10 protein-coding genes are annotated in these 12,194 nt (G+C 74.9%); 2 read left to right on the top strand and 8 right to left on the bottom strand.

Annotated elements, in window-relative coordinates:
* Positions 1-170 precede the first annotated feature (170 nt).
* Positions 171-1,538, top strand: a complete 1,368-nt coding sequence (locus PT931_RS08700) for a sigma 54-interacting transcriptional regulator (protein ID WP_456245174.1) — start codon at positions 171-173, stop codon at positions 1,536-1,538.
* Here the strand turns inward: PT931_RS08700 and PT931_RS08695 are convergent.
* From PT931_RS08695 to PT931_RS08660, 8 genes are all read right to left on the bottom strand, one after another.
* On the bottom strand, positions 1,486-2,334 hold the full coding sequence (locus PT931_RS08695) for an amidohydrolase family protein (RefSeq protein WP_456245173.1): 849 nt from the start codon (positions 2,332-2,334) through the stop codon (positions 1,486-1,488). The two genes, PT931_RS08700 and PT931_RS08695, sit on opposite strands and share 53 nt — an antisense overlap.
* A complete protein-coding gene (locus tag PT931_RS08690) occupies positions 2,331-3,563 on the bottom strand; it encodes an aminotransferase class I/II-fold pyridoxal phosphate-dependent enzyme (protein ID WP_456245172.1) in 1,233 nt (410 codons plus the stop codon). The genes PT931_RS08695 and PT931_RS08690 overlap by 4 nt, the downstream gene beginning before the upstream one ends.
* Positions 3,563-5,410: a hypothetical protein gene (locus PT931_RS08685; protein WP_456245171.1), complete on the bottom strand. Its 1,848-nt coding sequence runs from the start codon at positions 5,408-5,410 to the stop codon at positions 3,563-3,565. The genes PT931_RS08690 and PT931_RS08685 overlap by 1 nt, the downstream gene beginning before the upstream one ends.
* Positions 5,407-6,702 (bottom strand): hypothetical protein, encoded by a 1,296-nt coding sequence (locus PT931_RS08680; protein WP_456245170.1) that lies wholly within the window; start codon positions 6,700-6,702, stop codon positions 5,407-5,409. The genes PT931_RS08685 and PT931_RS08680 overlap by 4 nt, the downstream gene beginning before the upstream one ends.
* A gap of 1 nt (position 6,703) precedes the next feature.
* The gene (locus PT931_RS08675; protein WP_456245169.1) at positions 6,704-7,507 is read right to left on the bottom strand and encodes a hypothetical protein; all 804 of its coding nucleotides are present in this window, start codon (positions 7,505-7,507) and stop codon (positions 6,704-6,706) included.
* Between the two features lie 8 nt (positions 7,508-7,515).
* A complete protein-coding gene (locus tag PT931_RS08670) occupies positions 7,516-8,109 on the bottom strand; it encodes a hypothetical protein (RefSeq protein WP_456245168.1) in 594 nt (197 codons plus the stop codon).
* A gap of 305 nt (positions 8,110-8,414) precedes the next feature.
* Entirely contained in the window at positions 8,415-9,638 is a 1,224-nt protein-coding gene (locus PT931_RS08665) for an RNA polymerase factor sigma-54 (protein ID WP_456245167.1), read from the bottom strand.
* A gap of 106 nt (positions 9,639-9,744) precedes the next feature.
* Positions 9,745-10,917, bottom strand: coding sequence for an esterase-like activity of phytase family protein (locus tag PT931_RS08660; RefSeq protein ID WP_456245166.1), 1,173 nt, complete (start codon positions 10,915-10,917; stop codon positions 9,745-9,747).
* A gap of 174 nt (positions 10,918-11,091) precedes the next feature.
* Between PT931_RS08660 and PT931_RS08655 the strand changes: the two genes are divergently transcribed.
* Complete coding sequence (locus PT931_RS08655) at positions 11,092-12,186, top strand: hypothetical protein (RefSeq protein ID WP_456245165.1); 1,095 nt, start codon at positions 11,092-11,094, stop codon at positions 12,184-12,186.
* Positions 12,187-12,194 lie beyond the last annotated feature (8 nt).

The following is a 12,194-nucleotide window of genomic DNA, read 5'->3' as shown; positions in this document are numbered from 1 at the left end:
GGGTGGCGGTGGGACTGGGAGCCTGACAGCTCCCACGATCGCCCACCTTCTTTGTACCTTCGGTCAGACATTCATGCAATAGATGGGTTCAACCCTGAATTTCGTACTTTGCCACATTGGGACGCATAGGCTCCCTTCGAAGGTGCCATCAGGGTGGGGGCAGGCCGGTCATGGGGGACTCGCAGGCGTGGATCCGAGGCCTGACCCCCGCCTGCGAGTCCCTCGCCCACGACGTGGCCGCCGCCCTCCGGCAGACCGACGTGACCGTGCTGCCCCGCGCGCCCGACGTCGACCACGTGCCCCGGGTACTCGTCTGCGGGGCCGACCCGGGCGGGCTCGGCGCCGTGGTCCGCGACCTGTCCGAGGGCGGCCGGCACCGGCTGCTCGTCGTCGCCGGGGCCACCACCGAGATCACCCCCGGGTCCACCTGGCGGCTGCTGCAACAGGGCGCCTCCGACGTCCTCGTCTGGGACGGGCAGCCCACCGCCCGGGTCGCCGCCGCCCGGCTGCACCGGTGGCGGGTCATCGACGAACTGGTCGACTCCGCGCAGGTCCGCGACCGGCTCGTCGGGCGCAGCCCCTGCTGGCGGGCCGTGCTCCGCCGGGTGGTGGAGATCGCCCGGTTCTCTACCTCGTTCGTGCTGGTCACAGGGGCGAGCGGGACCGGCAAGGAACTCGTCGCGAACCTCGTCCACCAGCTCGACCCCCGGCCCGACAAACGCGACCTCGTCGTCCTCGACTGCACGACCGTCGTGCCCTCGCTGTCCGGCAGCGAGTTCTTCGGCCACGAGCGCGGCGCGTTCACCGGCGCCGTGGCACCCCGGGACGGGGCGGTGGCCCTCGCCGACGGCGGCACGCTGTTCCTCGACGAGGTCGGCGAGCTGCCGGGGACGTTGCAGGCGGAACTGCTGCGGGTGGTGCAGGAGGGCGCGTACAAGCGGGTCGGCAGCAACGTGTGGCGGCGGACCCGGTTCCGACTCGTGTGCGCCACGAACCGCGACCTCGTGGCCGAACAGCAGGCCGGCCGGTTCCGCTCCGACCTGTACTACCGGATCAGCGCCGCCACCGTCTGGCTGCCCACCCTCGCCCAGCGACCCGAGGACGTGCTCCCGCTGTTCCGGCACTTCCTCCGCGAGTTCCGCGCCGACGGGCCGGAGCTGGCGATCACCCCGGCCGTCGCGGACGTGCTCCGGGCCCGGCCGTACCCGGGAAACGTTCGTGACCTGCGACAACTCGCGTTGCAGGTCTCCTTCCGGCATGTCGGCGACGGGCCGATCACCCCCGGGGACCTGCCCGAGGAGGAACGGCCGGCCGACGACGCGGCCCCCGCGGACCCGGGGAACCTGCTCGACGAGGCCGTCCGGCGCACGGTGGCCGCCGGGTTGGGGCTGCGCGAGATCCGGGAGGCGGCGGCGGACTCGGCGATCCGGGCGGCGCTCACCCAGACCGGCGGGCGGGTGGCGCTGGCGGCGCGGCTGCTCGGGGTCACCGACCGGGCGTTGCAGCTGCGCCGGAGCCGGGCCGCCGCGGGGGAGTAGCGCGTGCCGGGCGGCCGGGGCGGCTGGCGCGTGCCGGGCGGCCAGCGCCTGCCGGGCCGTCGGGGCGCCGGGACCGGGAGAGCAGCCGGAGCAGGTTGCCGCCCAGGACCAGCCGTTCGTCGCCGGGGGACAGGCCCAGCGCGCGGACCTTGGCGAGTTCGAGGCCCGGGTGCAGCTGCGGGCCGTCGGTACCGAACAGGATCTTGTGCGCGCCCGCCCGGCGCACCGCCTCGACGAGCAGGTCGAAGTAGCGCACCCCGGACGTGTCCGTGTGGACGTTGGGGTGCCGGGCGAGAATGTCGAGGAACTGGCGCTGCGCGGCCCAGTGGTCCCCGAACGACCCCAGGTGCGGCACGACAAAATCAACATCCGGGTACTCGGCCGCCACCACCTCCAACGGTGCCACCTCCCCGAACGGGTCGAACAGCACCGGCAGCCGCCACCGCCGCGCCGCGTCGCACAGCTCCCGGGTCAGCGGCCCGTCGTGCCGGTGCGCCTTGATCCCCCGGAACCCGTGCACCGTGACCGCCTCGCGGACCAGCTCCCCGATCCGGCCCCGGTCGGCCGCGGTGTGCACGAACGCGAAGCCGAGGAACCGGCGCGGGTCGGCGGCCACGATCCGGGCCACCTCGCGGTTGGCGGCCGCGTAGTCGGAGTGGAACGCGGCGAACAGGACGGTGCGGTCGATGCCGGCGGCCCGGGCCCGGCGCAGGTACGCGTCGAGCGGGGCGGCCGTGTCCCACGGGCCGGTGAGGCCGTCGCCGTGGCCGGCGTGACAGTGGCAGTCGATGATCACCGGGGCCTCCCGGGGGTGGTGCCGCGCGTCCACGTGGCCCGGGCCGGTCCGCCCCCGGGCACGTCGGCTCGGGAGGCTGTCCCCGCCCCCACCTCGGTGCGCCCCGCGCCGGCCCCCTCGACGCGCACCGCCTCCGCCAGCGCCTCCGCCGCCGCGTCGATGTCGCGGGCACGGTGCCGGGTGCTCACGGCGAACGTGACCGCCACCTCCGGGTGCCCCCCGACCCGGGCGAGCACCGTCCGGACGCCCGCCCCCGCCAGCCGGCGACGCACCGCCGGCCCCGCCACGCCGAGCGGTACCCGTTGCACGGGCAGCTGGCCGGCGCCCAGGGGCAACCCGGCCGCGCGGACCCGGTGCCGGAACCGGCCGACCAGCCCGGCGAGCCGGCGGCGCAGCCGGTCGCCGTCCGCCGCGTTCACGTCCAGCGCGTGCCCGGCGGCGCGCACGTCCGCGCAGCTCGGCGGGCTGGTGTGCGCGCGGGCCTGGCCGGACCTGGCCAGGGCCCCGATCAGCTCCCCGGGGCCGACGACGACGGCGAGCGGCGCGCCGAACGCCTTGGCGAGGGAGGCGACCACGAGGACGCGGGCCGGGTCGACGCCGTGCCAGCGCAGGGAGCCGCCGCCGCCCCGGCCGTAGACGTCGCGGGTGTCGGGGGCGCGGGTCCCGAGCAGGCCCATCGCCTGGGTGTCGTCGAGGACCACGAGTCCGCCGTATGGTCGGAGGATCCGCAGGTAGGCGGCGAGCGGGACCGGTCCGCACGCGACGCACAGCCCGTCGGCGAGGACCACCGGCCGGCGGCCCGGGTGCCGGGCGACGGCGGCGGCGAGCGCGGCCGGGTCGTGGTGGGAGAACGTGCCGACCGGACACCCGGCCCCGGCGGCGGCCCACCGCGCCACCGGGTAGGTGCCGGAGTCCAGGAGCACGTACCCGGTCCGGCCCGCCGCGCACGGCACCGCGTCGAGCAGCCCGTGCAGGGTGGAGCGGGCCAGGACCGCCGCCTCCCCGCCGGTCAGCGCGGCGATCCGGCGGGCGACGGTGACCGCCGCCCGGGGGACGCCGAGCACGGCGGGGACCCCGGTGGTGAGCCGGCGCCACGGCCGCAGGTCCCCGGGCGGGTGGGTCAGGCCGAGGAACAGGGCGGAGGTGAAGTCGCCCCCACCGGGCCGGACAGTGCCGCCCGCCCGGCCGGCGGGGCCCCGGGGTCCCGTACCCGTCGAGAGGTTCTCCATCACGCCCGCCGGTGCGCGCCGCCGCGCCGCTGCAACAGGGCGCTGGGCATCGTGCCGTTGACCCGTTCGGTGAGGTCCACCCCGGTCGCGGCCCGGTACGCGTGCGCGTAGCGCTGGATCTCCGGCCGCCAGTAGCGCGCCCAGTTCGCCGCCTCCTGGGGGTCGTTGAGGATCGACCAGTTGCCGTACCGGACGGACAGCAGGATCTGCTCCCCGTAGACGCCCATGTCCCGGAAGTGGGTGACGGTCACGTCCGACCAGCCCTGCATCTGCTTCATGGTGTCGACCCGGTCCATCCACTCCTCCTCGTAGGGCACCATGATCCGACCGCCCATGAACTCCCGCATCTCGGGCCGGGCCAGCAGCCACTCCATGATCAGCATCTCGGCCCGGGCGCTGGACGGCAGGTCGCCGAACTGGTTGTGCGCGCCCTCCGCGAGCAGCAGGTGCGTCTCCCGCAGGGCGTTGAGCAGCGGGAACCCGTCGGCGAGCACCGTGGTGTCGTCGTCCTCCTTGAAGAACACGTGCGCCAGGTGCAGCACGTTGTGGAAGGACTCGATGAACTTGGACCGCTTGTCGACCACGGCCTCGTCGGGGATGGCCCGGCCGATCAGGCGCAGGCCGTACTCGTGTTCGTACTCGAAGGACCGGCGGCGCACCGTCAGCCGGCGGTACTCGTCGCTCGTCCAGCCCCACAGCAGGTTCGACATGGGCCGCAGCGGATCCAGGTCGAACCGGACCAGCGGGTCCCGCGCGCCCGCCACCCGCCGGTTCTCGAACCGGTTCATGATCGCGTTGAGGGACTGGGCGAGCATGCCCTCCTCGTGCCAGTACGACCAGATCAGCTCGATCGCCAGCGGCCCGGTGATGTGCGACTTGAGGATGCCGTAGCAGTTGGACGGCAGCTCCGTCGGGGACTTGAGCGGGATGTCGTGCAGCCGCTCCCGGATGAGCTTCAGGTACGGCAGGACCAGTACCCCCTCGTCAACCAGGTTCTCGTAGTAGTTGTCCCGGAACTGCCGGATGTCGTCCAGCTGGGCCGTGCCGCCGAGCCGGCGGGCCTCCTCCAGGCGGAGCCGCAACTGCCGCTGCGGGTCGCTGAGCTGTTCGTCGATGCTCTGCATGGCCCGGTCGGAGTCGAGCACGCCGGTCTCGTGCATGAGGAACACGTCCGTGGTGCGTTTGAGTAGCGCGTAGGCGTCGGGGCCCCGGGCCTCGCCGGCCGGCCCCGAGCACATCACCTGGTCCACCCACGGCTTGTACTGCCGGAACCCGATCGCGTTCGTCCTGTTCCGGATGATCATCCACAGCACCTGTCCCGGGGTCGGTTCCAGGGCGGTCCGTTGCAGGCTCACCGGCACCACCCCGCCCCTGCTGGACGACTCCACCCCGCCGGCCTCCACGAACAGCTCCCAGACACTGGACCGGGACGCGGCCGGGTCGGCGGCCGAACCGCCCGCCGCGGGTGGCGGGGTCTTCCCCCTGCCGGACGCCCTGGCCGGCGGCTTCGGGGGGAACGCCTGGTCGTAGGCGTCGGGCGGCTCCTCGGTCGGGACCGGGACGGGTTCCGCACCCGCTGCGTCCTTGGCCTTCGGGATCCGCACGCAGTAGATCCGGTACAGCCCCGGCCGGAGCTCCTGGGTGTCCCAGTCGAACACCAGCTCCCCCGGGTACTCCCGGACCGAGTCGCTGAACGGCCCCTCGACGTGCCACCGGAAGAAGTAGTCGTCGGGCGACCCCTTCGACATGCTGGCGGTGAACGTGACGACCGTGCCCGCCCGCACCGGTTTCGTGTGGTTGCCCGCGACGGTGAACTCGGGGCCCTCGACGGTCAGGTTAATGGTCATGGCGTGTTCTCCTCGTGGGTGTTGGCTTGCCGGGCGTGGGCGCAGGCCGCGGCGACGTCCAGGCTGCTGCGCAACGCCCAGTGCGTGAGCAGCCGACCGAGCAGCCGGCTCTCGGCCTCGGGCGTGACCATGCCGGCCGCCCGGGCCTGCCCCAGCGCGGCGAAGACCAGGGCCGGGGGCTGGGCGCCGAGCCCGGCGGGACGGTCCCGCCAGGCGCGCCAGAACGCGAGCAGCCGCTCCGGGCGGCGGCTCGGCAGGACCAGGGACTCGCCGAGCGACCTGCCCCGCAGGGCCGGCGGCCGGACCGCGAGCACGTGGTCGACGAACGCGGGGACGCCGGCCTCCAGCTGGCCGAGCAGTGCCCGGTACCCGGGCGCGAGGCCGCGCGGCGGGTACAGCCCGCGCCACAGGGCCGCGATGGCGTCCCACTGCGGGTGCGGGTACAGGGCCCGGCCGAACGCGCAGCTCAGGAGCACGCGCAGCCACGGCACCGGATGCGGGTCCTCCCCGCCGGGGCGGAACACCGCCCACCGGGGCAGGCTGACCACGGCCATCAGGCCCAGGGTCGAGCCGGCCCCCAGCCGGGACACGGACCACAGGTCGGCGAGGATCTCCGAGATCCACCGGTTCCAGTGCGGCCACTCCGGGCCGGACCGGGCGAGCAGGGTCGGCCGGATGACCTCCACCAGGGACAACAGGGCGGCGGCCTGGTGCCCCACCTCGTGCACGAGGGACGAGGCGATGCCGTGCCCGACCATCCGCTCGCGGGGGACCCGGATGATCGCCACCGGGTTCGCCGCCCCGCCCGGCAACTGGGTCCGCACCCGCCGGATCGCCGCGCCCGGCCCCCGGGCCAGGTAGCAGGCGATGGGCGGCGGGGCGAACCGGGCGCCCGGCAGCCGGAGCGCGTCGGCGGCCAGGACGTCCAGCCCGGACAGCCACACCCCGGTCGCGTGCTCGCTGCGTTGCGTGATCACCTCGGTGAACAGGTCGAACTGCGACAGCACGTCGTTGAACCGCAGCCGCAGCAGGACGAACCGGTGCTGCTGCTCGTCGGGGGCCGCCGCCCGGCCCGGCCCCCGCAGCCACCGCAGGTACTCCCCGATCAGGGCCCGCAGCTCGCGGCGTCCCCGGATCAGGAACTGGTCGATCGCGGTCTGCGCGGTGGGGGCCAGCGCCGCCGCCGGCACCATCGTCTCGTGGACGGCGAACGGCCGCACCCGGTCGAGTCGGGTCACCAGCGCCCGGGCCTCCTGCTCCAGGTACCAGTGCGCGGTGCCGGCGGCGGACACGTCAGGCCCCCACCACGACGATCTTGCGCCCGCGCCGGTACCACTGGCCGGACGTCGCCCGGCCCGACGGGCCGCCCTCCTGCGCGGCCCCGGCCGCCCACACGTTCAGCGCGCGGCTGATCGGGTCCACCACGACCACCGGGGGCCTGTTCGGCCGGGGCCGCTTCGGCGGCGCGGAGACGCCCCCCGGGCGGGACGGTCCCGGCGCCCCCACCTGGATGAGCCGCAGCAGCCCGGGCGCGTGCTTGCGGGCCGCCGTGGTGACCGCCGCCTGGGCGACCTTGCGGGCCGGCGCGCCGCGCGGGGCCCGGGCCGCCTGCTTGGCCGCGCCCGCCGACAGCCGGACGATCCTGCGGGCCACCTCGAAGTCCACTTCCTGGTCGGACATCGTCTCGCTGTCGATCTCGAACAGCCCCGCGGCGGCGGAACCGAGCCGCGAGCCGATGGCCGTACCGATCCCCGGGGCCACCCACGAACCCAGCGCGCCGCCGACGACGGGCAGTGCCTTCTTCGCCACGTTCTTGAGGATGCCGCCCAGGGCGCGCCCGGCGCCGGACCTGGCGAAGTTGCCGACCCCGCGCACCGCCGAACGGAACACGCTGCCGAGGAACTGGTCGAGTTCCTCCTCGTTGGCGACCTGCAACAGTTGGCCGGCCAGTTCGTTCTCGGTCGCCGAGCCGAGTTCGGAGTCGACCTCCTCCTCTTCCTCGTAGTCGCTCTCCTCCTCGTAGTCGGCGAACTCGTCCTCGAAGTCGGACTCTTCCTCGTAGTCGCTGACTTCCCACTGCTGCGCGTAGCTGGACACGTCTCCTCCTAGTTCTCGAAGATCACGATGTTGCGGCCCTGGCGTTCCCAGCGGCCGGACCTGCGGTTGCCACCGGCGGACACCAGCCCCGGGGCGTTGTCGCGCGCGGCGACGGCGATGGCGCGCCGCACCACGGCGGCCGCCGGCACGTGGGCGGGAGCGAGGGCGGCCTGGCGGGCGGCGGCGTCGGCGAACCGGATGAACCCCCGGGCCACCTCCCAGTCGCGGTCCTCCTGGCTGAGCCCCTCGACCTCCAGGCCGAACACGTCGGCGGCGGCCTTGCCGACCCGGGCCCCGACGTCGCCGCCGCCCGGCACCGCCCACCCGCCGACGGCGCGGCCCACGATGGGCAGTGCGTCCCGGGCGGCCCCCTTCAGCACCCCGGTGAGCGCCCTGCCGGTGTCGGTGCGGAGGAACCTGCCCGCCGCGTCGGCGGCCCCGCTGACCAGGTCGCCCAGGAACTGGTCCAGCTCCTCTTCGCTGCCCAGCTCCAGGAGCGCCGAGGCGAGCTCGGACTCCTGTTGTTCGCCGAGCCCGGGGCCGCCGGGGAGTTCCCCGGCCGTGTCCCCCTGCTCGTATACGGTCCGATCCAGATCGTGCATGTCTGCCTCCTCGGCGTCCGGCGTCCCCTGCCCTCCTCCACTGCAGGATTCGTGCCAGGGGGACCGCGCGGGGGCGGCAGGTCAGGGGCGAACACATTTTCGGGGGTACGCGGCCGGGGGCCCCGAATTCCGGTTCGGTCGGCCCTGGCGGCTGGTGGGCCCGGGCGGCCCGTCGGCCGGGCGGCGAGGCGGCCCGGGCGCCGCGTGGCAGGGCGGAGGAGCGGCGGGGTGGCCTGTCGGCCCGGGTGGGTCGCGCGCGGGACCACGCGGGCCGGGCCGGGCGGGTCGTGCCGGTGCGGCCCGGGTCAGCGCAGCGGGGCCGGCGCGATGGCCAGCTGTCCCCGGTACTTCGCGACCGTGCGCCGCGACACCGGGTGCCCGTGCCGGGCCAGCTCGACCGCGAGTTCGCCGTCGGTGAGCGGCCGGTCCTCGGCGGCGACGAGCCGGGCGAGCAGGTCCCGCGCGCACGTCCCGCCGCCGAAGAACGCGCCGAAGTCCTCGGTCCGGCCGGCCGGCAGCAGCACGGTCTTGTCGGCCACCGCCCGGCCGACGGTCGTCTCGTGCAGCCCGAGGTCGCGGGCGACGTCGGCGCGGCTCAGCGGCCGGTGCCCCGCAGGCCCGGTGCGGACGAACCCGGCCTGCCGGCCGACGACGTGCTCGGCGACCCGGCGCAGGGTCCCGGCCCGCCGGGTCAGCCGGGCGAGGAACTCGCGGGCGGCGGCCACCTGCGACCGGACGGCCGAGCACTCCTCGGGGCTGAGCCCGGCGGGCGGCGCGGCGGCCAGCCGGGCGTACTCGCGGTTGATCCGCAGGTCCGCGCCCACCGCCGGCACGTCGACCTCCAGAGTGCCGCCGGGTCCGAACCGGACGACGACGTCCGGGGGAGCGGGCGGCCCGGTGCCGGGGTCGGGTCCGGCGTGCGGGACGAGCCGGTGGCGCAGGAAGTCCACGGCCGCGCGCACGTCCGCGACCGGGCGGTCCAGGGCCGCCGCGATCCGGTCGCACCGGCCGGCGGCCACGTCCGCGAGGTGCCCGAGGATGACGGGCCGGACCAGGTCGGGGGCCCGCACCGGGAGCGCGTCGAGGTGCAGGAGCAGTGCGTCGGCCAGGTCGGCGGCCCCGGTGCCGGGCGGCCCGACGGAGCGGATCGCGGCCAGTGCCCGGTGGATCCGGGAGACGTCCACGCCCAGCCACGCGGCGGCCTCGGCCGGGGTGCGCCCGAGCCAGCCGCGCGGGTCCAGGTCCGCGCACAGGTGCCCCGCGATCCACCGGTCGGAACCCGGCAGCAGCACGGCCGCCTCGGAGAACAGGGTCTCCCAACCGGGACTGCCGGCGGCCAACTGGTCGGGATCGGGGCCGGGGGCGTGCGTGCGCCGGTCCGCCGGGGCGGACTCCAGCGCCGGGTTGCCGGCGAGTTCGCGCTCGATGTCGGCCACCAGGGCCGTCGCGGGCATGGCCAGCACGGTCGCGAGGGCCACCTGCTCGGCGCGGACGCGCAGCTCGACCTTCGGGCGGAGAGCCAGATCCACGGCCCAAGTTTAGGGGTACTCGCCCGCTGGTACCCCAAATTGGAGTTTTATGCCGGTGGGTGTGGTGCGGCCCCGGCGGTGGGCGCCGCCGGGGCCGTCGGTCGGGTCAGCAGCCCCGCACGGCGTAGGCCAGGAACTGGGTGACCTCGCGCTGGTCGAAGTTGTCGTCGGACGCCACGACGAGGGTGCACTCGCCGGTGGCCAGGCGCGGTCCCCAGGACATCGCCTCGTAGTTCTGCTGGGGCTGGCCGAGCGCGCCGAAGTCGTAGAGGAGCCGCTTGGTGACCGCGCGGTACGCGGGGCCGGTGGCGACGCTGTCGCGGTGCAGCACGTTGGTCGCGCCGCGCAGGTCGATCTCGTACAGCTTGGAGCGGTAGTCGACGCCCTCGATCCAGGAGCGCTCCAGTGCCAGGAACCGGTGGTCGTCGATCGCGAGGAGTTCGGAGACGCCACTGTCGGCGTGGCCGGTCGGCGGGACCGGGGCGGCCGGCAGGCCGTCGACCATGTAGACGTACTGGGCGCGCACCCCTCCGGAGCGGCGGTCCCACACCGTGAGGCGCGCCGGAGCCCCGTCGTCGACGGTCGGCAGCGCGCCGTCCTCGTAGCGGGGGCCCTCCATGGCGGCCACGATCGTGTGCGGCGTGAACGTCAGGCCCTCGATGCCGGTGTTGCGCCGCGCGCCGGAGTCGGTCTCGGTGAGCTCCAGGTTGCGGGGCAGCGGCAGGCCGCCCAGGTCGTCGCCCGCGGGGCTGGTCCAGCGGACGGACTGCTGCGCCAGCGGCGGGGCGGTCTGGCCCGGCCTCGGGCGGTCACCCTCCTGCGCCCAGAGGAGCCGGCGGCTCCACGGGTCGAACCGGATCGACTCGGGGTCCACGGACCCCGGCTTGCCGTACTCCGGGTAGGGGGCGCCGGCGGCGTCCAGGAGCGTGGTGACCCCGGTGAGGCGTACCCCGGTGAAGGCGCCCTTGACCGGGTCGATGTCCAGCCGGCTGGTGTAGAACCGGGCCGGGTCGTAGCGCCACCGGTCGTCGGACAGCAGGTACCAGGTGCCGGTGACCGGGTCGCGGTCCATTCCGGAGAACCCGCCGACGGTGGTGCCCTCGAACTGCGCCAGGTGCGGCAGGCGTTGTTCGCCGAGGAACCGGGTGATCCGGAGGCCTCCCCGCTCCTCGGCCGAGGCGGGTGCCGGGCGCGTGCCGGCGTCGGCGGTGCCCAGCGCGGCGATCAGCACCGCGGCGGCGGCGACTCTTCTCCACCAGTAGGTCATCGTTCTCCTCATATTGGACTTTTCAGACTCCAAAGGATGGATCAGACAACACATGTTGGGAAAAGTCCAGCACTGTCCCTGCGCGCCTCCGTGCGCACCGTGGTCGTCCGGTTACGCTGCACGCAGGCCCGCGCGGCGAGTGTCGACAGTGGGCCTGCCAACGGGGGAGCGACGGGAGCGGGTGCGGTGACCGGTCAGGACACGCCCCGGCACTACCCGTTCGTCACCCGGATGGTGGACTCCCTGTACCGGGGCGGGCTGCTGACCAACGTGGCGACGGTGCAGATCGAGCCGGAGTACGGATACGCCACCCGGATCCGGTACAACGACGGGTCCAGCCGCCTCACCCGGGGCAACGACGTCGGCCTCAACTCCGGGGCGGCGTGCGACGTGATGCGCGACAAGGCGTACACGAAACACTTCCTCCGGCTGGCCGGCGTCCGGTGCCCGCGCGGGGAGGCGTTCCTCCTGACCTGGTGGGCGGACCGGATCAGGCCCGCGCTCGCCCGGCACGGCGCCGCGCCCGCCAGGGTGGCCGACCAGCTCGCCGGGTACGCCGCGGCCGAGCTCGGCTTCCCGGTCTACCTCAAACCCGTCGACGGCTCCCAGGGCGTCAACGTGTGGCGGTGCGCGGACGGTGCCGAGATCGCCCACGTGCTCGCCGGCTACGAGGAACAACGGATCAGGGTGGCCCTGGTCGAGGAGGCGGTCGACCTCCCCGACTTCCGGCTGGTCGTACTGGACGGGGAGCTGATCTCCGCGTACCGGCGCGTTCCGCTCACCGTCGTCGGCGACGGCCGGTCCACCGTCGCCGAACTCCTGGCGGGCCTGCGGAACGAGTTCCACCGCACCGGCCGCGACACCACGCTGCGGACCGACGACCCGCGGATCGCCGCGCGGCTGCGTCGCTCCGGGCTGGACCACGGACACGTACCGGGCGCGGGGGAGCACCTGCCCCTGCTGGACATCTCCAACCTGTCCACCGGGGGGACCGCCGTCGACCACACCGACTCGGTCGCCGTCCGGTGGCGCGACCTGGCGATCGGCGTCGCGCACGAGTTCGGCCTCCGGTTCTGCGGCGTCGACCTCGCCTGCGCGGACCTCACCTCCGGGCACGGCACCTACTCGGTGCTCGAGGTCAACGCCGCCCCCGGCCTCGACCACTACGGGTCGGTCGGCGCCGCGCAGGAACACGTCGTGCGGGACCTCTACGCCCGGGTGCTCAACACGCCGCCGGTCCCGGTCGGGCGGCCGTCCCGGGACCGTGGCCTACGGCCGTAGCGCGGCCC

It is taken from the genome of Longispora urticae (assembly GCF_053902585.1).
The sequence above is the reverse complement of the archived record's forward strand: the minus strand, read 5'-3'. Positions and strand labels throughout refer to the sequence as shown.

Bases quoted from the DNA above. Each gene is read 5' to 3' on its own strand.
- PT931_RS08700 (WP_456245174.1), top strand. From the start codon at position 171: ATGGGGGACTCGCAGGCGTGGATCCGAGGCCTGACCCCCGCCTGCGAG.
- PT931_RS08690 (WP_456245172.1), bottom strand. From the start codon at position 3,563: ATGGAGAACCTCTCGACGGGTACGGGACCCCGGGGCCCCGCCGGCCGG.
- PT931_RS08685 (WP_456245171.1), bottom strand. From the start codon at position 5,410: ATGACCATTAACCTGACCGTCGAGGGCCCCGAGTTCACCGTCGCGGGC.
- PT931_RS08670 (WP_456245168.1), bottom strand. From the start codon at position 8,109: ATGCACGATCTGGATCGGACCGTATACGAGCAGGGGGACACGGCCGGG.
- PT931_RS08660 (WP_456245166.1), bottom strand. From the start codon at position 10,917: ATGAGGAGAACGATGACCTACTGGTGGAGAAGAGTCGCCGCCGCCGCG.